Origin of the sequence: Streptococcus ilei (assembly GCF_000479335.1) — a bacterium.
Classification (GTDB): domain Bacteria; phylum Bacillota; class Bacilli; order Lactobacillales; family Streptococcaceae; genus Streptococcus; species Streptococcus ilei.
The window spans coordinates 1,600,261-1,623,697 of sequence record NC_022584.1; the positions used below are offsets into that span (position 1 = coordinate 1,600,261).

25 protein-coding genes are annotated in these 23,437 nt (G+C 44.3%); 21 read left to right on the top strand and 4 right to left on the bottom strand.

The features are described from left to right. The 3 genes from N596_RS07495 to N596_RS07505 are packed head-to-tail and all read left to right on the top strand — an operon-like array spanning position 1 to position 2,536. Entirely contained in the window at positions 1 to 648 is a 648-nt protein-coding gene (locus N596_RS07495; protein WP_023027493.1) for a YesL family protein, read from the top strand. 46 nt (positions 649 to 694) lie between these two features. Continuing rightward, entirely contained in the window at positions 695 to 1,612 is a 918-nt protein-coding gene (locus N596_RS07500; protein WP_023027494.1) for a dihydrodipicolinate synthase family protein, read from the top strand. A gap of 30 nt (positions 1,613 to 1,642) precedes the next feature. Further along, a complete protein-coding gene (locus tag N596_RS07505; protein ID WP_023027495.1) occupies positions 1,643 to 2,536 on the top strand; it encodes an ROK family protein in 894 nt (297 codons plus the stop codon). 240 nt (positions 2,537 to 2,776) lie between these two features. Here the strand turns inward: N596_RS07505 and N596_RS07510 are convergent, their stop codons facing one another. After that, a complete protein-coding gene (locus N596_RS07510) occupies positions 2,777 to 3,616 on the bottom strand; it encodes a MurR/RpiR family transcriptional regulator (protein WP_023024932.1) in 840 nt (279 codons plus the stop codon). 267 nt (positions 3,617 to 3,883) lie between these two features. On the opposite strand from N596_RS07510, the gene N596_RS07515 reads away from it, so the two are divergent. The 11 genes from N596_RS07515 to N596_RS07565 all read left to right on the top strand — a co-directional run bounded on the left by N596_RS07515 (position 3,884) and on the right by N596_RS07565 (position 14,791). Next, positions 3,884 to 4,207, top strand: coding sequence for a hypothetical protein (locus tag N596_RS07515; protein WP_023027497.1), 324 nt, complete (start codon positions 3,884 to 3,886; stop codon positions 4,205 to 4,207). After that, positions 4,197 to 6,146: a V-type ATP synthase subunit I gene (locus N596_RS07520; protein ID WP_023027498.1), complete on the top strand. Its 1,950-nt coding sequence runs from the start codon at positions 4,197 to 4,199 to the stop codon at positions 6,144 to 6,146. Before N596_RS07515 ends, N596_RS07520 begins: the two co-directional genes overlap by 11 nt. 41 nt (positions 6,147 to 6,187) lie before the next feature. Continuing rightward, positions 6,188 to 6,667, top strand: a complete 480-nt coding sequence (locus N596_RS07525; protein ID WP_023024938.1) for a V-type ATP synthase subunit K — start codon at positions 6,188 to 6,190, stop codon at positions 6,665 to 6,667. Positions 6,668 to 6,723: 56 nt separating this feature from the next. Then, complete coding sequence (locus tag N596_RS07530) at positions 6,724 to 7,314, top strand: hypothetical protein (RefSeq protein ID WP_023027499.1); 591 nt, start codon at positions 6,724 to 6,726, stop codon at positions 7,312 to 7,314. An 8-nt stretch (positions 7,315 to 7,322) separates the two neighbouring features. After that, positions 7,323 to 8,333, top strand: coding sequence for a V-type ATPase subunit (locus tag N596_RS07535; protein ID WP_023027500.1), 1,011 nt, complete (start codon positions 7,323 to 7,325; stop codon positions 8,331 to 8,333). Next, positions 8,323 to 8,643, top strand: coding sequence for a V-type ATP synthase subunit F (locus N596_RS07540; RefSeq protein ID WP_023027501.1), 321 nt, complete (start codon positions 8,323 to 8,325; stop codon positions 8,641 to 8,643). The genes N596_RS07535 and N596_RS07540 overlap by 11 nt, the downstream gene beginning before the upstream one ends. Continuing rightward, positions 8,640 to 9,344 (top strand): GNAT family N-acetyltransferase, encoded by a 705-nt coding sequence (locus N596_RS07545; RefSeq protein ID WP_023027502.1) that lies wholly within the window; start codon positions 8,640 to 8,642, stop codon positions 9,342 to 9,344. Before N596_RS07540 ends, N596_RS07545 begins: the two co-directional genes overlap by 4 nt. Before the next feature lie 33 nt (positions 9,345 to 9,377). Continuing rightward, entirely contained in the window at positions 9,378 to 11,168 is a 1,791-nt protein-coding gene (locus N596_RS07550; RefSeq protein WP_023027503.1) for a V-type ATP synthase subunit A, read from the top strand. Beyond that, positions 11,155 to 12,552, top strand: coding sequence for a V-type ATP synthase subunit B (locus N596_RS07555; RefSeq protein WP_023027504.1), 1,398 nt, complete (start codon positions 11,155 to 11,157; stop codon positions 12,550 to 12,552). The genes N596_RS07550 and N596_RS07555 overlap by 14 nt, the downstream gene beginning before the upstream one ends. 21 nt (positions 12,553 to 12,573) lie before the next feature. Further along, complete coding sequence (locus tag N596_RS07560) at positions 12,574 to 13,197, top strand: V-type ATP synthase subunit D (protein ID WP_023027505.1); 624 nt, start codon at positions 12,574 to 12,576, stop codon at positions 13,195 to 13,197. Between the two features lie 445 nt (positions 13,198 to 13,642). Next, on the top strand, positions 13,643 to 14,791 hold the full coding sequence (locus N596_RS07565) for a LysM peptidoglycan-binding domain-containing protein (RefSeq protein ID WP_023027506.1): 1,149 nt from the start codon (positions 13,643 to 13,645) through the stop codon (positions 14,789 to 14,791). Between the two features lie 239 nt (positions 14,792 to 15,030). Here the strand turns inward: N596_RS07565 and N596_RS07570 are convergent, their stop codons facing one another. Then, positions 15,031 to 16,203, bottom strand: a complete 1,173-nt coding sequence (locus N596_RS07570; protein ID WP_023027507.1) for a CynX/NimT family MFS transporter — start codon at positions 16,201 to 16,203, stop codon at positions 15,031 to 15,033. Between the two features lie 844 nt (positions 16,204 to 17,047). Here N596_RS07570 and N596_RS07575 point away from each other — a divergent pair. Beyond that, complete coding sequence (locus N596_RS07575; protein ID WP_023027508.1) at positions 17,048 to 17,389, top strand: metal-sulfur cluster assembly factor; 342 nt, start codon at positions 17,048 to 17,050, stop codon at positions 17,387 to 17,389. Positions 17,390 to 17,437: 48 nt separating this feature from the next. Here the strand turns inward: N596_RS07575 and ilvD are convergent, their stop codons facing one another. After that, positions 17,438 to 19,141 (bottom strand): dihydroxy-acid dehydratase, encoded by a 1,704-nt coding sequence (ilvD, locus tag N596_RS07580; protein WP_023027509.1) that lies wholly within the window; start codon positions 19,139 to 19,141, stop codon positions 17,438 to 17,440. Between the two features lie 188 nt (positions 19,142 to 19,329). Between ilvD and N596_RS07585 the strand changes: the two genes are divergently transcribed. From N596_RS07585 to N596_RS07610, 6 genes are all read left to right on the top strand, one after another. Beyond that, complete coding sequence (locus N596_RS07585) at positions 19,330 to 20,352, top strand: SPFH domain-containing protein (protein WP_042361310.1); 1,023 nt, start codon at positions 19,330 to 19,332, stop codon at positions 20,350 to 20,352. A 2-nt stretch (positions 20,353 to 20,354) separates the two neighbouring features. Next, on the top strand, positions 20,355 to 20,555 hold the full coding sequence (locus tag N596_RS07590) for a type II toxin-antitoxin system antitoxin (protein ID WP_023027511.1): 201 nt from the start codon (positions 20,355 to 20,357) through the stop codon (positions 20,553 to 20,555). Positions 20,556 to 20,705: 150 nt separating this feature from the next. Then, a complete protein-coding gene (gene rpmF, locus N596_RS07595) occupies positions 20,706 to 20,888 on the top strand; it encodes a 50S ribosomal protein L32 (protein WP_003009516.1) in 183 nt (60 codons plus the stop codon). A 15-nt stretch (positions 20,889 to 20,903) separates the two neighbouring features. After that, on the top strand, positions 20,904 to 21,053 hold the full coding sequence (rpmG, locus tag N596_RS07600) for a 50S ribosomal protein L33 (protein ID WP_001265622.1): 150 nt from the start codon (positions 20,904 to 20,906) through the stop codon (positions 21,051 to 21,053). 293 nt (positions 21,054 to 21,346) lie between these two features. Further along, positions 21,347 to 21,535 (top strand): hypothetical protein, encoded by a 189-nt coding sequence (locus N596_RS07605; RefSeq protein WP_000171299.1) that lies wholly within the window; start codon positions 21,347 to 21,349, stop codon positions 21,533 to 21,535. Further along, positions 21,528 to 22,139, top strand: coding sequence for a Fic/DOC family protein (locus N596_RS07610; protein ID WP_013904661.1), 612 nt, complete (start codon positions 21,528 to 21,530; stop codon positions 22,137 to 22,139). Before N596_RS07605 ends, N596_RS07610 begins: the two co-directional genes overlap by 8 nt. A 205-nt stretch (positions 22,140 to 22,344) precedes the next feature. Here N596_RS07610 and N596_RS07615 read toward each other — a convergent pair whose 3' ends face one another. Next, positions 22,345 to 23,193, bottom strand: a complete 849-nt coding sequence (locus tag N596_RS07615; protein ID WP_023027512.1) for a helix-turn-helix domain-containing protein — start codon at positions 23,191 to 23,193, stop codon at positions 22,345 to 22,347. Between the last annotated feature and the right edge of the window lie 244 nt (positions 23,194 to 23,437).

Here is a 23,437-nt window from a genome sequence, read left to right on the forward strand (position 1 = left end):
ATGTCACAAAGAGAAGCAGGATTGATCAAAACAGTTTTTAATACAGACAATCTGGTGATGCGAATCAGCGAGAAAATAGCGGACTTAGTCACAGTCAATCTTCTTTTTGTGCTGAGCTGTCTACCGATTGTTACCATCGGAATCGCGAAGATTAGTTTGTATCAAACGGTTTTTGCGATCAAACATCAGCGTCGCCTACCAGTCATTCGGACCTACATCAGCGCCTTTCGCGAAAATTGGAAGTTGGGTCTTCAGCTCGGAGGAATTGAGTTGCTCGTTTCAGGGATCTGTCTCTTTGACTTGTTGCTCTTTTGGAACCAGACAACTTTGCCGATGCAGGTGTTAAAAGCTGTGTGTCTAGGACTCTTCATATTCCTCCTTCTGGTCATGCTAGCGGCCTATCCAATTGCGGCGCGTTACCGCTTGACCTGGGTAGAGTGTCTTCAAAAAGCTCTGATTGTAACCGGTTTGTATTTCCCATGGTTTTTCGTTATGGGGACTTTCTTGTTGCTAGTAGCTATGGTTTTTGTGACTTCTGTCTTAAGCTTTCTACTAGGGCTCATGGTCTTCTTCTTGATTGGTTTTTCTAGCCTGACCTTCCTACAGGTTGGATTGATGGAAAAAATATTTGCTCGTTTTAAAGAATAAAAAAGAAAAAATAGGATTTTGTAAACATTCGTGAAAGGAAAAAAGAATGTCAGATTTAAAAAAATATGAAGGAGTCATCCCAGCTTTTTACGCTTGCTATGATGACCAAGGAGAAATTAGCCCGGAGCGGGTGTGTGCTCTCGTAGAATATTTTATCGCGAAAGGTGTGCAGGGCTTGTATGTCAACGGATCTTCCGGCGAATGTATCTATCAGAGTGTGGCCGATCGCAAGCTAGTCTTAGAAGAAGTCATGGCAGTGGCTAAAGGAAAATTGACCATCATCGCTCACGTAGCCTGCAATAACACCAAGGATAGCGTGGAATTGGCACGACATGCAGAAGAGCTAGGAGTAGATGCCATTGCGGCCATTCCGCCTATTTACTTCCGCTTGCCAGAATATAGTGTCGCCCACTACTGGAATGAAATCAGCGCAGCAGCGCCAAACACAGACTTTGTTATCTACAATATCCCGCAATTAGCAGGAGTGGCTTTGACACCGAGTCTTTATAAAGAAATGTTGAAAAACCCACGGGTCATTGGGGTGAAAAACTCTTCGATGCCGGTGCAGGATATTCAAACCTTTGCTTCTTTAGGTGGTGAAGACCATATCGTCTTCAATGGTCCGGATGAGCAATTCTTAGGTGGCCGTCTGATGGGAGCAGGAGCGGGTATTGGAGGCACTTATGGTGCCATGCCTGAGCTCTTCTTGAAACTCAATCAATTGATTGCGGACAAGGATTTGGAGACTGCGCGTGCCTTGCAGTTTGCCATCAATGGTATCATCGGAGTCTTGACGTCTGCTCATGGAAACATGTATGGCGTCATTAAAGAAGTCTTGCGGATCAATGAAGGTCTAGAACTGGGATCTGTTCGGAGTCCATTAACTCCAGTAACTGAAGCAGACCAGGAAGTGGTTCAAAAGGCAGCTAGTTTAATCCGTGAAGTCAAGGAACGTTTTCTTTAAAAAGGAATGGAAATCGGAAAGGAGAGGTGTATGGCCTATTACCTAGCGATTGATATCGGTGGGACCAATATTAAATATGGTCTGATTGATGAAGCAGAGAATTTGATTGAGTCGCATGAAATGCCGACAGAAGCTGAAAAAGGGGGACCTGGAATTCTAGGGAAAACCAAAGCTTTAGTAGAATCTTACCTCCAAGAAAATAATATTCTTGGAGTCTGTATTTCGTCAGCTGGCATGGTTGATCCCGATAAGGGGGAAATCTTTTATGCAGGTCCTCAGATTCCCAATTATGCGGGAACTCAGTTTAAAAAAGAAATTGAAGATGCCTATCATATTCCCTGCGAAATTGAAAATGACGTCAACTGTGCTGGTTTAGCAGAAGTCATGTCAGGGAATGGCCAGGGGGCTCAAGTTGCGGTCTGTTTAACAGTCGGCACTGGAATCGGTGGCTGTCTCCTAATCAATGGGGAGATTTTCCATGGCTTTAGCAATTCTGCCTGTGAAGTCGGTTACCTCCATCTTCAAGATGGCGCCTTCCAAGATTTGGCCTCAACAACAGCTTTAGTTGAATATGTTGCTAAGCAACATGGGGACCCTGTCGAACAATGGAGCGGTCGTCGTATTTTCAAGGAAGCGACCCAAGGAAATACCATCTGTATGGCGGGGATCGATCGCATGGTCGACTACCTAGGTAAGGGGCTTGCCAATATCTGTTATGTTGTCAATCCTCAAGTGGTCATTCTTGGTGGTGGGGTCATGGGACAGGAAGCTATATTGAAACCAAAAATTTCAGTCGCCCTCAAAGACTCCCTCGTTCCAAGCCTTGCAGACAAAACACAATTGGAGTTTGCGCATCATCAAAATACGGCGGGGATGATAGGAGCTTACTACCATTTCAAGCAACAGCAAGCTAGACGCAATTAAATCGAAAAGAGGCTGGGACAAAAGTCCCAGCCTTTGCATTGTCGAGCAAGCCGCAGTGGTTGAATGGGCTCTACTACGCTGCTTTCATCAGCTTTTATAGCCCTACTCAACTGTGCGGAGGTGGGACGACGAAATCGAATTCTAACGAATTACCGATTTCTGTCCCACTCTCTTTTTGTGGAAAAGAAAAACCAGGTGCCGAAGGCAAAAGCCCTTGGCGCCTGGTGATACATATGGAGACTACCGTCTACGTGAATCGTAGCCATTGAGTTTTTTGTTTTCCCAATAGCTATTGAAAATTTTCTCTTTGCGCTCCCGATCCATTTCAAGAAAGTGAGCGTAGATTAAATCAATCGTGGTTAAGAACGGAAGGGTCGCCGTAATACGGTCAATATAGGTGCTTCCAGGTAGGGGAGCAACTGGTAAAATTTCCGTAAAGTCATCTTTGATAGCGTCTGGTTGAGCCGTAAGAAGAACGGTTTTTGCCCCCATTTCTTGAGCATCCAAGAGGCTATGGATAATCGAGCGTGTGGTTCCCGACAGAGAGAAGGCAATGACCAGACAGGATTTATCCAAGATACTGGTCGTCCATGCAAAGCCGTCTTGATCGGTTAAGGCCTCACAAATAACGCCTAGTCGGAGGAAGCGAAGTTTCATCTCAGAAGCCACCAATCCTGAGCTTCCTTTTCCAAAGAAGTAGACCCGATCTGCTTGAGTGATTAAGTTAGCGACTTCTTTGATTTGGTCATCTTTTGCTAGGTTTTCTGTAGCCTGAAGGACATGTTGGTAGCGACGCAAGACATCCTGGGTTAATTCATCGTGCGGGGATTGTTGTTTTTGAGATTTGGTTTCTTCGTTAAAGTGATAGATAAATTCTCGATAGCCTGTGAAGCCACACTTTTGGGAAAAACGGGTCAAAGCAGCTTTGGATACATGCAACAGTTCCGTCACTCTAGACGAGGAAAGAGAGTGTTGCTGTGCTTCAGGAGATAAAAAATAGCGGGCGATGTCTAACTCTAGCTCCGTCATTTCTTCTTGATGGCTCTTAATAATGCTTCGGAGATCACGATCTTGTTTCACAGCGGTCCTCCTTTCAACTGAGGTTACACATGGAGAAAATCCTATAATATATTTCACAGTATAACATAAAAAACCGGGATATACAAGGAGTACGACCAGCGAACGACTGAAAGAAGGAACAGAATCAGCGTCTCTTTTGAATCAACTTTGTAAAAAAAATAACCTCTGGAAACAAAGGAAAGACGCTGAAAAAAGTTGTTAAAATATGTTATAATTTACACAAGAATTTGTTCCTTCTCGTAAAGGAAGAGGTAAGGAGGTGGAGTGATGGCCAACGCAACTCTAGAAATGATGCAAGAGATTGAAATGGCGGCAGAAGCCGTTGTCGCAAGTTACGAAGATCAGGTCCAAGATTTGCGCCAACAGTTAGGTGATCACCTACAGGAGGTGGCAGCATCCTATGACAAAGAGACCGCAAAGCTAGTAGCAGAGCGGGAAGAGTCCTCGAGAGCGACGATTGCTAGCTTGGCAGCAGACCTTGCAGTGACCAGCCAGCGCAATGACGAAAAGGTGCAGCAAGCCATGACAAATAAGCGAGCAGCTTTGGTAGACGAAATTGTAGAAAAGGTGGTAGCAACCTATGGCAATTAGCCCAATGCAACACCTTTCCCTAGTCTTGCCCACAAATCTAATGGACGAGCTTCTCTTGTCGCTCCAGTCAGAGGAATCCGTCCAAATCTATGATTTGAGCGAGCAAGAGGACTGGCAAGTTGCTTTCCAGACGAGTGATAGGACCAAAGGATCAGCTCAAAGACTGGATGAACTAAGACGTCGGGAAGAGCAGTTAGAAAAGGCCATTCAAGCTTTGGAGCCTTTCATTCCTCAAAAGAAGGGATTAGAAAAACTAAAAGAAGCTCCCTTGTCTTTATCTTTTCACGATTTAGAGTCTCATGGGCTTATCCGTGATGAGCAACGTCTCTTACAGTCGGTGCAAAAACAATTGGCTGTCTTAGCAAAGGCGCGGGATCGCATCCAGCTAGCCCAAGAAGAGCTTGCCTCTTTGGAAAAATGGGTTGACTTGACAATGACACCGGACCAGCTCAAGCGTTTCCGCTATGTTCATGGCTTAATCGGCACCATTCCCAATAGTGAACAGGATCAGGCGCGTCAAGCCTTGCTAGCGCACCCAGATGTAGAGGTTGATGTAGTTTTCAGCTCGGAAACAGAGCATGGAGTCGTTGTCCTGTATAAGTCTGGTGACTTAGCGGATCTTCAAGATACGCTGACCAGTTCGCATTTCAAAGAGTTTGACTATCAGGGAGAGACCCTGCCGAAAGAACGTTTGGAGCAACTCAAGAGAGAGATCAAAGAACAAGGAGCTGTTGAAGCGGCTACTTTGGAAAGGCTCAGCCAAGCCAAGGAAGATCTCAACCAACTCAAGTACCAACTCGATTATGTCTTGAGTCTAGGAGCTCGGGAAGAGGCTAAAGGCTCTCTTGCCAGTACAGCCCATCTAGTCGCATTAGAAGGATGGATTGAGACCTCTCAACTCGAAGCTTTAAAGGGCAAACTTCAAAAGGAATTTGGGAACCAAGTCGTCTTGCAGACGCGAGAGGTTACCCAAGAAGAATGGGATCAGGTGCCAATCAAACTGAAAAACAATGCCTTGGTGGAGCCTTTCGAGTTGGTGACTGAGATGTATGCCCTGCCCAAGTATTACGAGAAAGATCCGACGCCAATCGTCTCTCTCTTCTACTTTGTTTTCTTTGGAATGATGGTAGCAGATATTGGCTATGGCCTCTTGTTAACGCTGGCAACTGGCCTTGCTCTAAAAGCTTTCCAGCTACGGCCGAGCGCAGCAAAAAACCTTCGCTTTTTCTGCCTCTTAGGAATCTCGGTAGCCCTTTGGGGAGTCGTATATGGTTCCTTCTTCGGCTTTGAGATGCCCTTTGCTTTGATCAGCACGACCACCAATGCTATGACCATCTTGATCCTATCGGTTGTCTTTGGTTTCATCACCGTTTTGGTTGGTCTCTTCCTAGGAGGGATGAAAAATGTCCGCCTGAAAGACTATACGGAAGCCTACAATGCAGGCTTTGCCTGGGTCTTGATCTTATTAGGTTTGATGCTCTTAGCAGTCGGGAATATCCTACCAGGCTTATCCTACCTAGTTCCCATTGGCCAGTGGCTAGCTATTCTCAATGCGATTGGGATTCTGGTGGTGTCCATTGTCAGTGCCAAGAAATTATCAGGATTAGCAGCAGGTTTGTTTAACCTCTACAATGTTAGTGGCTATGTCGGAGACTTGGTCAGCTTCACCCGTTTGATGGCGCTCGGTTTATCTGGGGCTAGCATCGGGTCAGCCTTTAACTTGATTGTCAATCTCTTCCCGACTCTGGGACGGTTCACAGTCGGCCTTGTCCTCTTTGTCCTACTCCATGCTATCAACATGTTCCTGTCCTTCTTATCAGGCTACGTGCACGGGGCTCGTTTGATCTTTGTCGAGTTCTTTGGCAAGTTCTACGAGGGTGGTGGCAAACCCTTCCGACCTCTAAAACCGTCGGAACGCTATGTCAAAACAAAAAAATAATTCAGTAAATCAATCATAAAAAATTTTATAGGAGTATATTCATGGAATCTTTAGCTTCATATTTCTCAACCCATGGGGGTGCCTTCTTTGCAGCACTTGGTGTAGCCATTGCAGTGGCTCTTAGCGGAATGGGTTCAGCCCTCGGTGTTGGTAAGACTGGTCAAGCTGCTGCCGCACTCTTGAAAGAACAACCAGAAAAATTTGCCCAAGCTTTGATCTTGCAATTGTTGCCAGGTACACAAGGTCTGTATGGTTTCGTTATCGGAATCTTGATCTGGTTGCAAATTAAGCCAGATATGGCTCTTGAAACAGGAGTTGCATACTTCTTCACAGCTCTTCCAGTAGCGATTGTTGGCTATTTCTCAGCGAAACACCAAGGGAATGTCGCAACTGCTGGGATGCAAATCTTGGCAAAACGCCCAGAAGACATGATGAAAGGGGTTATCCTTGCGGCCATGGTTGAAACCTATGCCATCTTGGCCTTCGTTGTGTCCTTCCTTTTGACTCTTCGCGTCGGCTAATCTAGACACACCTTTTTTATCGGTAGTGAAGAACTCCAAAGGAGGAAATAGAAACAATGACGGATTATTCCCAATTAAAGGACTCCATCCTTGAACAGGCCCATGAAAAAGGCCGGAAATTAGTGGCGGAAGCGACGGCTAAGCTCCAAGCAGAAGCTCAGTTGCAGGAAACTCGTTTGGTAGAAGAAAAGTTACATCAACGGGCGGTTCAATTGCAGACGATTGAGCGCCGCTTGCAACGTGAAAGCCAACAAATCGAAAATCAAAAACGTCAATCAACATTGGTTACCAAGCAACGGGTTTTAAAAGAGCTGTTTGCGGACGCCTACCAGAAAATGGCGGCTTGGTCGCGTGAAGAAGAACTCGCATTTCTTCACCGCATTCTTCCTCGTTATGCAGACCAAGCAATGGTCTTAACCCTAGGTGCTGTGACGGCAGAAAAATTGACGGATCAAGATTGTCGGGATTTGATAGAGGCCTATCCACAGCTTCAGTTAGCAAAAGAAACTCTTGCCCAAGAAGCAGGTTTTATCCTTTCCTTTGGCAAAGTGGATGCCAGCTATCTCTACCGTGATCTCGTTGATGCTGTACGGGAGGAGCAGAGCTTCCATATGGCAGCTAGCATTTTTAAAGAAGAGAAGAACTAGGAGGGCCTATGAGTGAACGGACGTATTCTCAAGTAAATACCGGGATTAGTGTACGTGAAGCTAGTTTTTTGAGCCCAGCTCAGTTTGATGCCCTTCTGACCAGCCCAGGTGCAGAAGCGCGTGCCAGTCTCTTGCAAGGGACGGCCTATGCCTTGGAGGCAGATCAACTGCGTCAAGTCCAAGTTGTCGAGCAAGCCTTGATGAAGCACCTTCTAGCAGAGTATGACTGGGCTTATCAAGTAGCTCCGAATCCAGCTGTGGTTGACCTCTTTGCCCTCAAGTACACCTATCACAATCTCAAGGTTTTCTTGAAAGAGCGAGCAACGGGGAGGGAGTTGAACTTCTTATTATTGGATGCAGGCCCCTATTCCTTAGCAGTTCTTGAACAAGTAGCCAAGACCTTTTCTTCAGAGAACTGCCCAGAGTTTATGGCTCAAGAAGTAGCAGCAACCTGGCAGGAATATGTCGACTATCAGGATATTCGGGTTCTGGAAATCGGCATGGATCTGGCTTACTTTGATCATCTCAAACGCTTGGTGGAAAACCTTGAGCATCCACTTTTAGAATCGCTGGTCACCTTGACCATTGATTGTTACAATGTCATCACAGTTGAGCGAGCCCTCAGCCTGAAAAAGCCAGGAAGCTTTATGAAGCAACTCTTGTCCGATGCTGGAACTCTCTCAGCAAGAGAAGTCATCCAATGTGTGAAGCAGGGCAACCTCATCAGTTGGTTTCAACAAGTCAATCCCTTGCCTTATGATGTGGAATTGACTCGGTACGAAGAGCAGATGCGAGCAGGGAGAGTGAGCGCTGAGACAGTGGAATACCTGGAGCATGTGATTAAGTACCGAATTTTGGAACAAGCTTCCTTTGAGACAGACGGCCCCTTGCCTTTAGCTCGCTATCTTTTCGGAAAAGAGCTAGAGGTGAAGAATTTACGTTTGGTCTTGACAGGTCTGGACAATCAGCTTCCAATTGACAAAATAAAAGAAAGGATGAGACCGATCTATGGCCAGTAAAACGCAAAAAATTGCCGTTGTGGGAAACCGAGATGCTATCCTTCCTTTTCAGATGATTGGCTTTCAGACCTTTCCCGTAGCAGAGGCTCAGGAAACCATTAATACCTTACGTCACTTGAGCCAAGAAGATTTTGGCATCATCTATCTGACGGAAGATATGGCTCAGGAAATCCCAGATACCATTGCCCACTACGATCGCCAAGTAACTCCAGCAGTCATCTTGATTCCTACTCATAAGGGCTCGACTGGGCTAGGACGGCAACGCATTCGCGATAATGTCGAAAAAGCAGTAGGACAGGATATTTTATGAGAACAAATGAATTTGGCCAAGAGATTGGAGATGCACTGCCGGATTTTACACCGGGGCGTCTACCAGCTATTGAGCGGATCGAGGGTCGCTATACCGTAATCGAGCGCCTGTCAAAGGAAAAACACGGAGCGGATCTTTATCAGGTCTACGGGCCAGCCTCCCCAGCAGATATGTGGACCTATCTATTCAATGGCCCTGTCCACAATGAAGCTGAGTGGGATCGCCTGTTGGATGATCTCATGACAGCCCAAGGTCGCTTTTACTATGCGATTATAGACAAAGATTCCGGCAAGGCTTTAGGGACATTCTCTCTCATGCGGATGGATCAAGCCAACCGAGTGATTGAAGTTGGAGCGGTGACCTACTCACCATTGCTTAAGAAGACACGCATGGCAACCGAAGCTCAGTATCTCTTGGCGCGCTATGTGTTTGAGGATTTGGGCTACAGACGCTATGAGTGGAAATGTGATGCCTTAAACCAAGCTTCTCGTAAAGCAGCTGAGCGCTTGGGATTCACCTATGAAGGCTGTTTCCGTCAGGCTCTTGTTTATAAAGGTCGGACTCGAGACACAGATTGGTTGTCTATCATTGACCAAGAATGGCCAGCTATCAAACAGTGTTTTGAAGCTTGGTTAGATCCAACTAATTTCGATGAAAATGGTCAACAAAAGCAATCTCTAGCCGATATGGCGCAAAAGTAATACAAAGAAACAAAGGATTCCCAGGAGGAATACATGACTCAAGGAAAAATTATTAAAGTTTCCGGTCCCTTGGTGGTCGCATCAGGGATGCAGGAGGCCAATATCCAAGATATTTGCCGGGTCGGCGATCTTGGATTGATTGGCGAAATTATTGAGATGCGTCGGGATGAGGCATCTATCCAAGTATATGAAGAAACGTCTGGAGTCGGTCCAGGTGAACCGGTGGTCACAACTGGGGCTCCCCTCTCTGTTGAGTTGGGACCAGGTTTGATCTCGCAGATGTTTGACGGGATCCAACGCCCCTTGGAACGTTTCCAAGAAGTTACAGCCAGTGATTTTCTGGTTCGTGGGGTGCAAGTTCCAAATCTAGACCGTAACACCAAATGGACCTTCGAACCGACTGTGGTAGAAGGGACAGAGGTGGTCGCTGGAGACATCGTCGGTACCGTCCAAGAGACTAATATGGTGGAACACCGCATCATGGTGCCTTACGGAGTCAGTGGGCGTGTGACTAAGATTGCATCTGGTTCTTACACAGTAGAGGAGCCAGTTTATGAGATTGAGCAGGCTGATGGCAGCCTCTTTACCGGAACCTTGATGCAAAAATGGCCGGTTCGTCGTGGCCGCCCCTTTGCACAAAAACTGATCCCAGTAGAGCCTTTGGTCACAGGTCAACGGGTTATTGATACCTTCTTCCCAGTGACAAAAGGTGGTGCTGCGGCAGTTCCTGGACCTTTCGGAGCTGGAAAAACCGTCGTGCAACACCAGGTGGCTAAGTTTGCCAATGTTGACATCGTAATTTACGTTGGTTGTGGAGAACGTGGAAATGAAATGACAGACGTTCTGAATGAGTTTCCAGAATTGATTGATCCAACAACTGGCCAATCCATTATGCAACGGACGGTTCTGATTGCCAACACTTCTAATATGCCAGTGGCGGCGCGGGAAGCTTCCATCTACACAGGGATTACTATTGCAGAATACTTCCGTGATATGGGCTATTCCGTTGCCATCATGGCCGATTCGACATCGCGCTGGGCAGAAGCTCTTCGTGAAATGTCTGGTCGTCTAGAAGAAATGCCCGGAGATGAAGGCTACCCAGCCTATCTTGGTAGCCGGATTGCCGAGTACTACGAACGGGCCGGACGGGTCAAGACACTTGGTACCACTGCACGTGAAGGATCTATTACCGCCATCGGTGCCGTTTCCCCTCCGGGTGGAGATATCTCAGAGCCCGTAACGCAAAACACCCTGCGAATTGTCAAGGTCTTCTGGGGACTAGATGCTCAGTTGGCGCAACGACGCCACTTCCCAGCCATCAACTGGTTGAGCTCTTATTCCCTTTACCAAGATGAGGTAGGCCAATATATCGATCAGCATGAGCAGATTAGCTGGGCAGAAAAAGTGACCCGTGCTATGAATCTGTTGCAAAAAGAGAGTGAATTGCAAGAGATTGTGCGCCTGGTTGGTTTGGACTCCTTGTCTGAAAAAGACCGCTTGACTATGAATGCGGCCAAGATGATCCGCGAAGACTACCTGCAACAAAATGCCTTTGATGAGGTAGACACCTATACTTCTTTCAGCAAGCAGGTTGCCTTGTTGACCAATATTCTGACCTTTGACCAAGAAAGTCAAAAAGCGTTGGAATTAGGGGCCTACTTCACAGAAATCATGGAAGGAACGGTAGATCTTCGGGACCGCATTGCCCGTAGCAAGTTCATCCATGAGGATCAGTTGGCCACCATTCAAGCCCTGAAAGAAGAAATCGTAGAAACCCTACACCAAATCGTAGCCCAAGGAGGAGTAGACAATGAGCGTGATTAAAGAATACCGTACTGTCAGCGAAGTTGTTGGCCCCTTGATGATTGTCGATCAGGTCCAAGGGGTTCACTACAATGAACTCGTAGAAATCAAGCTCCATGACGGTACAATCCGTCAGGGACAAGTCCTCGAAGTCCAAGAAGACAAGGCCATGGTCCAGCTCTTTGAAGGATCTAGCGGGATCAACTTGGAAAAAGCCAAAGTCCGCTTTACCGGACGTCCCCTAGAACTTCCAGTGTCCGAAGACATGGTGGGGCGTATCTTTAACGGGATGGGCAAACCCATTGATGGTGGTCCGGAGATTATCCCAGAGAAGTACTTGGACATTGATGGACAAGCCATCAACCCAGTATCTCGGGACTATCCAGATGAATTTATCCAGACAGGAATCTCGGCCATTGACCACTTGAATACCCTGGTTCGGGGCCAAAAACTCCCAGTCTTCTCCGGTTCTGGTCTTCCTCACAAGGAGTTGGCAGCTCAGATTGCCCGTCAAGCGACGGTACTGAATTCCGAAGAAAACTTTGCTGTGGTCTTTGCGGCCATGGGGATTACCTTTGAAGAAGCAGAGTTCTTTATGAATGACCTTCGGGAAACAGGAGCCATTGACCGCTCCGTCCTCTTTATCAACCTAGCCAATGACCCAGCTATCGAGCGGATAGCCACTCCTCGGATTGCCTTGACAGCGGCAGAATATTTGGCCTATGAAAAAGACATGCATGTCTTGGTCATCATGACCGACATGACCAACTACTGTGAAGCCCTTCGGGAAGTATCTGCTGCCCGCCGGGAGGTTCCAGGACGTCGGGGCTATCCAGGTTACCTCTATACCAACCTATCCACCCTCTACGAACGTGCCGGACGGTTGGTTGGAAAGAAAGGATCTGTGACCCAGATTCCGATCCTTTCCATGCCGGAGGATGACATCACCCACCCTATTCCTGACTTGACAGGCTACATCACCGAAGGTCAGATTATTCTGTCCCGTGATCTATACAACAGTGGCTACCGTCCACCGATCAATGTCCTTCCATCTCTTTCTCGTTTGAAAGACAAGGGATCTGGTGAAGGGAAGACTCGGAAAGACCATGCAGCAACCATGAACCAGCTCTTTGCGGCCTATGCCCAAGGGAAACAAGCAAAAGAGTTAGCCGTGGTGCTTGGGGAGTCTGCCTTGTCAGATACAGACAAGCTCTATGTCAAATTTACTGATCGCTTTGAGAAGGAATACATCAATCAAGGCTTTACTACCAATCGGAGCATTCAAGAAAGTCTAGATCTGGGCTGGGAATTGCTGGCTATCTTGCCAAGGACAGAGCTCAAGCGGATCAAGGATGATATGATTGACGAATACCTCCCAAAAACTTCCAAGGAAGCACAAGCCTAGGAGTAGAAAGGAGGAAGTCAAATGGCACGATTAAATGTCAAACCCACCCGGATGGAGTTAAACACCCTCAAAGAGCGTCTGAAGACAGCAACTAGAGGGCATAAACTTCTCAAGGACAAACGAGACGAGCTCATGCGACGCTTCATCGAATCAGTCCGTGAAAATGACCGCCTCCGCCAGAAGGTTGAGGCAGCTCTCGTCGGAAATATGCAAGAATTTGTCCTCGCCAAATGTCTGGAAAATGACCTCATGGTCCAGGAAATCTTTGCGGTGCCGACGCGTGAGGTCAGCCTGCATATCGAGACGGAGAATATCATGAGTGTGCGCGTGCCCAAGATGCATGCCCATATCGATAATCCGTATGGAGACGATGAGGGAGACGTGGTCTACAGCTACGTGGCTTCCAATAGTCAGATGGATAGCACCATTCAAGAAATGGAAGAACTCCTCCCAGACCTGCTTCGTCTAGCTGAGATTGAAAAAACTTGCCAGCTCATGGCCGATGAGATCGAAAAAACGCGCCGTCGGGTAAATGGACTGGAGTATGCGACCATTCCAGACCTCAAGGAGACCATCTATTATATCGAAATGAAACTCGAAGAAGCCGAACGCGCCAATCTGGTCAGAATGATGAAGGTCAAATAAGATATAAAGCCCACAAAATGCAAGATGAAATTAGGAAATCCAACGACGGAGTGATTGCTCCTAGTTGGATTTATCTTTTTCCAAAGAGTTGTAGGCGTGTTCTATTAACAAGATACAAAGCCGTTAAAAATAGCACCCGAGTGATGTCTACAGGAGACGAACTTAGGGTGTTTTTAGCTTCTATTTTCGCTGAAAAATTCTCTAAAATCTCTTTGTTCAGGGCGTTTGAAGGCTTCTGATACAACAAATTTATTTGATTATCCAAATAGTACTAACTGTCAGTAAATATTAAGAGAATGTAACAAGAAAGGGTTAATGTTACAAATTAGGGTCAGTTAGATTAAAAGAAAAGAAGAGGCATTTCCCGGACAAAAAATGTGGTAGAATATTAAATGTATCTGTCTGGAGATAAATCTCCGATAATAAGAAAACGAGGAAATAACGTATGAAGAAAGTAAACAAAAAAGCTCTAATTGCTTCGACTGTTGCTATGGCGGTCTTGCCATTTACAACTGGTAAAGCAGAATCAAATGGGGACTGGGTTGCCCGTTCTGTAGATGAAATTCGAGCAGATATTTCAACTTCAGAAAACAAACAAACCTACACTATCAAGTATGGGGATACCCTAAGCACGATTGCGGAAGCTTTGAATGTTGACGTAACTGTTTTGGCAAACTTGAACCAAATCAGCAACATTGATTTGATTTTCCCAGGAACTGTCTTGACAACAACTGTTAATGATCAAAATCAAGTAACAGGTGTAGAAATCCAAACTCCTACAGCAGGTAATGCTGATGCAACTGTGACAACCTCTGCTGATTTGACAAACAACCAAATCAAAGTAGACAACCAAACTGTTGCAGTGGGTGATTTGACAAAACCAGTAGCAGATGAAAGCAACCAAGCTGTAGAACTCCCTCAAGCACCTGCAGTTGTAGCAGCAGTGGCAGACCAAGTATCAGAAAGCTTGCCAACTCCAGAAGCGCCAGCTGAAACACCTGCACCAGCAGCTCCAGTAGTAGAGGAAGCGCCAGTTGTTGAAGAAGCACCTGCGCAACCTGCTGCAGCTCCAGCTGAAGTAGCGGCTCCTGTAGAAGCCCCAGTTGTTGAGGAAGCACCAGCAGCTCCAGTCGTAGAAGTTCCAGCAGAACCAGAAGTTGCTGCGGTTGCTTCAACACCACAATATGGTGCACCAGCACCAGTTGTTGACACGACAGCTTCAACTCCTTCAACTGCGACACCTACTTCAAATGAAGGTCTTCAACCTCAAGCGATTCGCTTCAAAGAACAAGTAATAAATGAACTTGGCTTGACTGATATCGGTGGTTACCGTCCTGGTGACCCAGAAGATCACGGTAAAGGTCTTGCGATCGACGTTATGGTTCCAGAAAGTTCAGCGATTGGTGATCAAGTAGCTCAATATGCAATCGATCACATGCAAGAAAATGGAATTTCTTACATCATCTGGAAACAACGTTTCTATGCTCCAGTAAATAACATTTATGGACCAGCAAACACTTGGAATGAAATGCCAGATCGTGGTAGCGTTACAGAAAATCACTACGACCACGTACACGTGTCATTCAACCCATAATCAAGTCATAGCAAAGAGGTTGGGACAAAAGTCCCAGCCTCTTAATTGTCTTTGGATTGTCGAGCAAGACGCAGTGGTTGAGTGGGCTCTACTACGCTGATTTCATCAGCTTTTATAGCCCTACTCAACTGTACGGAGGTGGGACGACGAAATCGAATTCTAACGAATTACCGATTTCTGTCCCACTCTCTTTTTTTGTATAAAAAATAAACCCCATTTGATCAATGGGGTTTATTGGATTAAAGGATAACATCAGATTGTTCTACTTGATAGAGAGCAATACTCATAAATAAAGCAACGACAAGAAGAATTAGAATCCCGGGTGTCCAAGAGTGGAAGATTTGTTGGCTTGAACCAAATAAGATAGGTCCAAGTGCAGCAAAGACGTATCCTCCTGTTTGAGCTAGTCCAGAGAGCTGAGCAGTTTTCTCAGGAGAGCTAGACTTCATGGAGAAGGTGACCATGAGGTAAGGAAATAAGATACTCGTAAAACTTCCAATCAAGATATTCAGAATCAACCAGTAAATGAAGTTGTCTGTCTTTAGTAACAGCATGGCAATTCCAGTAAAACCAGCTAAGACAGTCGTTATCAGCATGATGCGACGGTTTCGTTCAGAAAGGCTGGTGGTGAGACTTGGAATGGTCATAGAGAAAGGAAGACTCATCAGGGTGAATACAGATGCTAAAATTCCTGCATTGGCTTGATCGATACCAGCTTGGGTTGCCATGGTAGGCAACCAGGTCATCGTCGTATAGTACAAGAGAGACTGTAGACCACAGAAGAGCATAATAGCCCAGACCTTACCATTTTTATACCAGCTAGTCTTATTTTCATTAGAAGAGGAGCTTTTTTTCAAATAATGATTGTGGCGAGCATTAGGGAGCCAGATCACAAGAGCGACCGCACAGACAACTGTCAGCACCCAGACCAAGCCTTGCCAAGAGGTAGCTTGAGTAATAGGAACAGCGACAGAAGAAGCGACTGCAGTAGACAAGCCCATTGCAGTGATATAGAGGGTAGTCAAGAAGCCAAGACGTTTTGGTTCATTGGCTTGGATCAAGCTTGGTAGAAGGACATTGATAAAGGCAATGGCAGCACCGATCAAAAGAGTTCCCACATAGAGGAGAGGGAGATTGATGGTACGTAGGGCCGATCCAATCGTCATCAGGATCAAAACTCCAAGAAAGAGTCTCTCAATTCCAAAGCGTCTCGCCCAGCTGGTAGCAAAAGGAGAGAAAATAGCGAATGTTAGGAGGGGTAAACTTGTCAAGAGGCCGAGAGAACTCACCTCAACACCAAAGCTAGCAGCAATATCTGATAAGACAGTGGAGAGGGTCGTAAATGGGGCCCGCAAGACCACTCCTAGTAAAAGGATCCCTGGAATGAGAAAACGGGAATGGTTTTGTTTCATAATGTACCTCCTTGTTCGAAAATGAACAGCATCCGTATCATTATAGCACAAGAACTTGGAGGAGGCAAAAGGAATTATCGGGAAATAAAGCCCGTAAAATAGCTGTTTTGTCTATAAATATAGTAAACAATAGAAAGATAGAGCTGAAAAAAATTTTTGAAGGTTTTAAAATTTTTTCGAACATATTTTTATAGCCACATAGTTTTCGCTTCGCTCAAACTGCATCCATATCTCTAAATTCGGTTGAACCCACTGAGTTCACTTCATTCCGTTTTCTAAGGCACGGAGTTCTCACTATCGTTCGAACTGCGTCAACGTACCTAAACTCTCGGATGCTCGTAAAGGTAATAAGGAACGTAGTTTTCGCTCCGCTCAAACTGCATCAATGTACCTAAGCTCATCTACGTCCTTGTTAGGATTGGTTTAAGGAAATAGGTTTAGTAATAATTACATAACGCAGTGGTTGATTGGTATCTTTGTCGCTCTTATAGCTCCAAAGAATACCTAATCAACTGTGCGGGGGTGAGACAACGAACAATTTTAAAAAATTGTTCTGTCTCACTCCCATAGAAAAAGCCACCGGATTTGGTGGCTCTTATAGGGAGATTATTATGAAAAAGTTTAGGATTTTCTATCAAACAAAGTTAGGAGGTCTTCATTTGATGATATTAGTATAAATCGGAAAACTTAAAGAAAACTTAAGATACCTTCCTGTAATTTAAAATCAGTCTTAAGACGGATGGTTTGATTTGTAGCTGTCATTCGATCTCATTCTAGGTTAACTTGCATTATTGTCAGAATTGTGAGAAAATAGGTTTCATCAAAGGAGGGAAAGGATAGCGAGATGAGAGAGGATATCAAGATTAACGACCGTGCTTTAGCACTGGAGAAGCAATTGATTGAAAAGTTAGAGCTTGTGTTTGATACAGATGTTGAATTGGATGTCTACAACCTCGGTTTGATTTACGAATTGGATCTAGATGAAGAAGGAATCTGTAAGGTTGTCATGACCTTTACCGATACTGCCTGTAGCTGTGCCGAGAGTCTTCCTATTGAAATCGTCGCTCGCCTAAAAGAAATCGATGGGATTGAGGATGTTAAGGTAGAAGTGACCTGGTCTCCCGCTTGGAAGATTACTCGGATCAGTCGCTATGGACGTATTGCCCTCGGATTGCCTCCACGTTAAACAAGTAAAACTCACTTTACGAATTCGTAAAGTGAGTTTTTTCATATCTTATTGTTTACCAGACTGTTCCATATTCCAGAAGTCTGTCACGGCACCGCGTGAAGCAGAGGATACCGTGTGGGCATACTTACCGAGAACCCCACGGCTATAGAGTGGTGGCAAGGTTGTTTCAGCCTTCCGTTTCGCCAATTCTTCGTCTGAGACGTGCATGGTGATTTCTTTAGTATCTTGGTCGACTGTTACCATGTCCCCTGTGTGGAGGTAGGCGATTGGGCCACCGACCTGAGCTTCAGGCGCAATGTGACCGACAACGAGACCATAAGTACCACCAGAGAAGCGTCCGTCTGTCAAGAGGGCAACCTTGTCTCCTTGGCCTTTCCCAACGATCATAGATGACAAGGACAGCATTTCCGGCATACCAGGACCACCTTTCGGACCAACGAAACGAACGACAACAACATCGCCATCCACGATTTCATCTGAAAGAACCGCTTCAATGGCAGCTTCTTCGGAGTCAAAGACCTTAGCAGGACCGGTGATGTTGCGGACCTTCACACCTGATACTTTGGCAACCGCCCCTTCTGGAGCCAAGTTCCCTTTCAGGATGATCAATGGACCATCCGCACGTTTTGGATTTTCAAGTGGCATGATGACTTTTTGACCTGGTGTCAAATCAGCGAAGGCTTCCAAGTTTTCGGCAACAGTTTTACCGGTACATGTGATCCGATCACCATGAAGGAAACCATTTTTCAGAAGGTATTTCATGACAGCTGGCACACCACCAACATTGTAAAGGTCTTGGAAGACGTATTGACCAGAAGGTTTCAAGTCTGCCAAGTGAGGGACGCGCTCTTGGAAATCGTTGAAGTCTTCAAGGGTCAAGTCAACATTGGCTGCGTGAGCGATGGCAAGCAAGTGAAGGGTCGCATTGGTTGATCCACCCAGGGCCATAGTCACCGTAATGGCATCTTCAAAGGCTTCACGGGTCAAGATGTCAGATGGTTTCAGTCCCATTTCAAGCATCTTGACAACTGCACGACCAGCTTCTTCGATGTCAGCTTTTTTATCTGCTGATTCAGCAGGGTGAGAAGATGAACCTGGTAAGCTCATCCCAAGGACCTCGATCGCTGTCGCCATGGTATTGGCAGTGTACATTCCACCACAACCACCAGGGCCAGGGCAGGCATTACATTCCAGTTGCTTCACTTCTTCAGCCGTCATGTCACCATGGTTCCATTTTCCGATTCCTTCGAAAACAGAAACCAAGTCGATATCCTTACCGTTTAGATTACCTGGTGCAATGGTACCACCGTAGGCAAAGATTGCTGGAATATCCATATTGGCAATAGCAATCATAGAACCAGGCATGTTCTTGTCACAGCCACCGATAGCTACAAAGGCATCAACGTTGTGACCACCCATAGCCGCTTCGATAGAGTCCGCGATGATATCACGAGAAGTCAAGGAGAAGCGCATCCCAGGCGTTCCCATAGCGATCCCATCCGCAACAGTAATAGTTCCGAATTGGACCGGCCAAGCTCCCGCATCTTTCACACCTTCTTTGGCCAATTTCCCAAAATCATGCAGGTGCATGTTACAAGGCGTGTTTTCAGCCCAAGTAGAGATGACCCCTACAATTGGTTTTTCAAAGTTTTCATCGGTCATCCCAGTTGCCCGAAGCATAGCCCGGTTAGGGGATTTGACCATGCTGTCGTAGACGCTACTGCGATGGCGTGTATCTAATTCTGTCATCTGATTCCCTCTCACGTATTTTTTTATTATTATAGCACAATTTACAGTCCAACGATAGAAGAAAATTCTTGAATTTTCAGACAATTCAGCTTGCTCGGTTTCTTGCTAAAATAATTTACAGTTATATCTTGACTTTTGCAAGCAAAGTGATATCATTTAGATATCACAAAGAAAGAAGGGTTCGTCCCATGGAAGAAAAAATTTTAACCCAAAAGAAAAACGGCTTAGCTGTCCTTGTAGGCTTGCTAGTTGGAGATCTTATTTTAGTTTTTGCCTTTATTAGTGCGATTGCTAGTTTACCAGAAGGTTTCCCGCTTGCAATTGGAGTTATTACCTGTATTTTTCTCTTTATTGCTAGTCTGGTGTGCTATGCGGGGATCAAAATTATTAAACCGCAAGAGGCCTTGGTCTTGACCTTGTTTGGGGACTATATTGGAACCATTCGCGAAGCGGGTATTTACTTTGTCAATCCCTTCTGTGTCGCTGTCAATCCTGCCAATAACACCCGCTTGGGCCAAAGTGGTGATGTCACCACCAAGTCCCCCATGTCTGTCAGTAAAACAGCAGAAGGCAAAAATATTTCCATAGAGACAGGTAAAAAGAATATTTCCTTAAAAGTGATGACCTTGAACAACTCTCGCCAGAAGATCAATGACTGCTTAGGGAATCCTGTAGAAATTGGTATTGCAGTTACTTGGCGCGTTGTGGATACGGCTAAAGCAGTCTTCAATGTGGATAACTACAAAGAATATCTCTCATTGCAGTGTGATAGTGCCCTTCGTAATATTGTCCGCATCTATCCTTATGATGTAGCTCCTAATGTCGATACGACAGGAGATGGCCAGGCAGATGAGGGTAGTCTCCGAGGCTCCAGTGAAATCGTGGCCAGCCGCATTCGAGAAGAGATTCAGGAGCGTGTTAAAGATGCTGGGCTTGAAATTCTAGAGGCTCGCATTACTTACTTGGCCTATGCTCCAGAAATCGCAGCTGTGATGCTTCAACGCCAACAAGCGTCTGCCATTATCGATGCGCGGAAGATGATTGTCGATGGAGCAGTTGGGATGGTTGAAATGGCCCTTGAACGCTTGAGCGAAGGAGAGATTGTAGAGCTAGACGAAGAACGGAAGGCTGCCATGGTATCGAACCTTCTAGTCGTTCTCTGTGGCAATCATGATGCACAACCAATTGTCAACACAGGAAGTCTCTATTAAGAATGGCTGATCAAAAGAAAAAGCAAATTCCACTTAGACTGTCAGCCAAGTTATATGCTGCTCTCGCATCATGGGCAGAAGATGACTTTCGATCGGTCAATGGTCAGATCGAGTACCTGCTGACAGAATGTGTCAAGCAACGAAAAAAGGATGGCAAATACGTTTCGGAAACGATTGATGAGCCATTTGAAATAGACCTTTAAGGAGAACTCCTGTCCCATTTGATGAGGCAGGAGATTTTTTTAATAATTTTTTGTCAAGTAACTTTACTTTACAAAAAAGTTTTGTTATACTGTTAAAGTTGATGAAAATCAAACCTAATTGAATTTATATCTTAAAAGGAGAAAAACGAAATGGCAGTACCTGCACGTCGCACATCAAAAGCGAAGAAAAACAAACGTCGTACGCACTACAAAGTAACAGCTCCATCTGTAAACTTTGACGAAGCAACTGGAGATTACTCACGTTCACACCGTGTATCACTTAAAGGATACTACAAAGGACGTAAGATCGCTAAAGCTGCATCAGCTGAATAATAGAAGGGAGATACCATGCGCGTAAATATTACACTTGAACACAAAGAATCTGGTGAACGCTTGTACCTTACTTCTAAAAACAAACGTAACACTCCAGACCGTCTTCAATTGAAGAAATACTCACCAAAACTTCGCAAACACGTTGTGTTTACAGAAGTGAAGTAGGGGTTCAATACGAATCAATACATAAGAAAAACGCTGATTTCAAGCGTTTTTTCTTTTTGCCAAATGCGATATATTGCACTGTATTTCAATTCAAACTCTACCTTTTTCTCTACCTTTTTTCTTAAGACCTGGTTTGGAAAGTGTGGGTTTCAGTTGGACTAAAAACAGAGGAATATTTTTAGTTCTGTAAGTATTAATCTATACGCTTACATATATCTTTTGGTCTCTATCCTTTAGGTGAAAATACCGATTTTATGGTATAATAAGGACAACTCTATACAAGGAGGTGTGCCATGACTCTTGATGTAAATAAAGAAGAATTAACAATTTTAGGGATTCCCTTTGATAACTTTTCAGATTTCGATACCGTCTGGTATGCTATTGGGTCATCAATGATTGAAAATTATGAACCTACTGTTCAAGATGTGATTGATTTAAAAACTTATGTTATCAACAAACGAAAGGAATTGAATATTGGTTAAAAATCAATACGAAGGCTATGAGTACATTGACCCCAATCACCAATATACCTATCCAAATTCCACAGTCTTAATCAATAAACAAAATGTTACAAATATTGAAGAAGCCTACCGAAATGAACACTTATTCGTTACTAAAAGACTTGCAGATTTGCGCTTGAAAGCCATTAAAGTCTATTCCATGAGTAATATTTTAGCCATTCATAACTATTTGTTTCAAGATGTTTATGCTTGGTCAGGACAATATCGCAAGGTGAATATCTCTAAAAGTGGTAATCCTTTTATGTCGATACAGTCGTTTAATGCTGCGGAAACTTATATAAATCATCTCATTCATTCCTATCATCAAACTGCCAACTCAAGAGATGAAATCATTAAACATTTAGCAAAAATTCTTGATAATCTTAATTATTTCCATCCCTTTCGAGAAGGTAATGGACGAACTCAACGGGAAGTTATTCGTTCCTTAGCACTATCAAAAGGGTATTCTGCACAAATACGAGTGGAACAAGATGATGAAATTTACAACCTTTATATGGACGGAACTGTCTATGGAGAATTATGGAAATTAGAAAAATTATTTGATAAAATATTAAAAGAAATATAGGTTGTAATACTTGATAATTACAGAAGAAAAAAATTTATTAAGCTAAAAGCCATTGAAACGTTGATTTCAAAGGCTTTTAGCTTTTTGTCAAATGCGAACTATTGTACTGTATTTCAATTCAAACTCTAGCTTTTTAAGATGGCAAAACATTCATCGTTATCCATCGAAGAAACTTTGCCTTTTTCTACGATTCTTAATTAGAAACTCATTTCTTGAAAAAGCGATTCACATCTGATTGACATGCTTCCAATAGTGTTTGTTCATCCGTTAATTCGAGTAGCTGCAAGCCTTCATCGACCAACTTTTTATCAGTTAAACAAATTCCAAGTGTCACTTTAGCATTTCCTAGAAAATCATATCGCTTACTTTTTTTGGCCGTATCTAACAATAGATAACTGATACTGGTACACTTCTCCATCAAACCATTCCACAGAAAAATACTAGCTAAATTAGAGAGTAATTTATACTTGGTGGGAAGAATCTCTGTATAATCAGAGTAATCATTCAGCCTATCTATAACTTCATCACAGATAGAAATCACTGTTTCTAGTGGAAGTGTGAATAAAATAACGACAATTAATTTGAGGTCACTATGATACCAGACATCCTGATTTTTAATTTCGTTCCATGCTTCCGTGGCCATCGTTCTTACCTTCTCATCTGGACCAGATTCTCTTAAACAAAGAATGACCTCTACTCTCTTTAGTATATTTAACACAGGAATATCATTAAGATGTTTTTTTAAATAAGCTACACTCTTATTCTTCAGTTCAAATAATTTATCATTTGATTGGTAGGCATTGTTATCTTCTGCTAATAAGATAATTTCTTCTCTATCGGAGTGGTGGTAAGAATGGCATATATATCGAAATTCTTCGAAATCTAGGCCAACCTGCTTTAGAAGATGCTCCATCAACTCAAAACTAGGCACCACTTGGTTCGATTCAATACGAGACAAGTGCGCTCTTGAAGTGTAATCCTGGCAAACTTCCTCTTGACTAATATGTTTTGATTTCCGTATTTTTTTATAGATCGTACCATAATCCCAACGCATAACAGCTCCACCTCTAATTATGTGTATATATGTGACATTTTTACATTTCGATATGTGTTTAGTATATCATATATATTAAAGAAAGACGTAGAAAACGTGAAAAAATCACTATTAATTCTTTGTATAATCGCTCCCACTCTTAAATTTGTTAGATAGTTGGAGATGGTGGGGATGCCATTAATTGAAGGGATGTGTCCATAGATGAACAAAAGAAGCTTCAAAAAAATGTTTCTAATATTTATTT

Coding starts and splice junctions, on each gene's coding strand:
- N596_RS07520 (WP_023027498.1), top strand. CDS start 4,197: ATGGCAATTAGCCCAATGCAACACCTTTCCCTAGTCTTGCCCACAAAT.
- N596_RS07545 (WP_023027502.1), top strand. CDS start 8,640: ATGAGAACAAATGAATTTGGCCAAGAGATTGGAGATGCACTGCCGGAT.
- N596_RS07515 (WP_023027497.1), top strand. CDS start 3,884: ATGGCCAACGCAACTCTAGAAATGATGCAAGAGATTGAAATGGCGGCA.
- N596_RS07615 (WP_023027512.1), bottom strand. CDS start 23,193: ATGCGTTGGGATTATGGTACGATCTATAAAAAAATACGGAAATCAAAA.
- N596_RS07550 (WP_023027503.1), top strand. CDS start 9,378: ATGACTCAAGGAAAAATTATTAAAGTTTCCGGTCCCTTGGTGGTCGCA.
- N596_RS07525 (WP_023024938.1), top strand. CDS start 6,188: ATGGAATCTTTAGCTTCATATTTCTCAACCCATGGGGGTGCCTTCTTT.
- N596_RS07505 (WP_023027495.1), top strand. CDS start 1,643: ATGGCCTATTACCTAGCGATTGATATCGGTGGGACCAATATTAAATAT.
- N596_RS07585 (WP_042361310.1), top strand. CDS start 19,330: ATGGAAGAAAAAATTTTAACCCAAAAGAAAAACGGCTTAGCTGTCCTT.
- N596_RS07590 (WP_023027511.1), top strand. CDS start 20,355: ATGGCTGATCAAAAGAAAAAGCAAATTCCACTTAGACTGTCAGCCAAG.
- ilvD (WP_023027509.1), bottom strand. CDS start 19,141: ATGACAGAATTAGATACACGCCATCGCAGTAGCGTCTACGACAGCATG.
- N596_RS07570 (WP_023027507.1), bottom strand. CDS start 16,203: ATGAAACAAAACCATTCCCGTTTTCTCATTCCAGGGATCCTTTTACTA.
- rpmF (WP_003009516.1), top strand. CDS start 20,706: ATGGCAGTACCTGCACGTCGCACATCAAAAGCGAAGAAAAACAAACGT.
- N596_RS07540 (WP_023027501.1), top strand. CDS start 8,323: ATGGCCAGTAAAACGCAAAAAATTGCCGTTGTGGGAAACCGAGATGCT.
- N596_RS07575 (WP_023027508.1), top strand. CDS start 17,048: ATGAGAGAGGATATCAAGATTAACGACCGTGCTTTAGCACTGGAGAAG.
- rpmG (WP_001265622.1), top strand. CDS start 20,904: ATGCGCGTAAATATTACACTTGAACACAAAGAATCTGGTGAACGCTTG.
- N596_RS07530 (WP_023027499.1), top strand. CDS start 6,724: ATGACGGATTATTCCCAATTAAAGGACTCCATCCTTGAACAGGCCCAT.
- N596_RS07560 (WP_023027505.1), top strand. CDS start 12,574: ATGGCACGATTAAATGTCAAACCCACCCGGATGGAGTTAAACACCCTC.
- N596_RS07495 (WP_023027493.1), top strand. CDS start 1: ATGTCACAAAGAGAAGCAGGATTGATCAAAACAGTTTTTAATACAGAC.
- N596_RS07555 (WP_023027504.1), top strand. CDS start 11,155: ATGAGCGTGATTAAAGAATACCGTACTGTCAGCGAAGTTGTTGGCCCC.
- N596_RS07535 (WP_023027500.1), top strand. CDS start 7,323: ATGAGTGAACGGACGTATTCTCAAGTAAATACCGGGATTAGTGTACGT.
- N596_RS07605 (WP_000171299.1), top strand. CDS start 21,347: ATGACTCTTGATGTAAATAAAGAAGAATTAACAATTTTAGGGATTCCC.
- N596_RS07500 (WP_023027494.1), top strand. CDS start 695: ATGTCAGATTTAAAAAAATATGAAGGAGTCATCCCAGCTTTTTACGCT.
- N596_RS07565 (WP_023027506.1), top strand. CDS start 13,643: ATGAAGAAAGTAAACAAAAAAGCTCTAATTGCTTCGACTGTTGCTATG.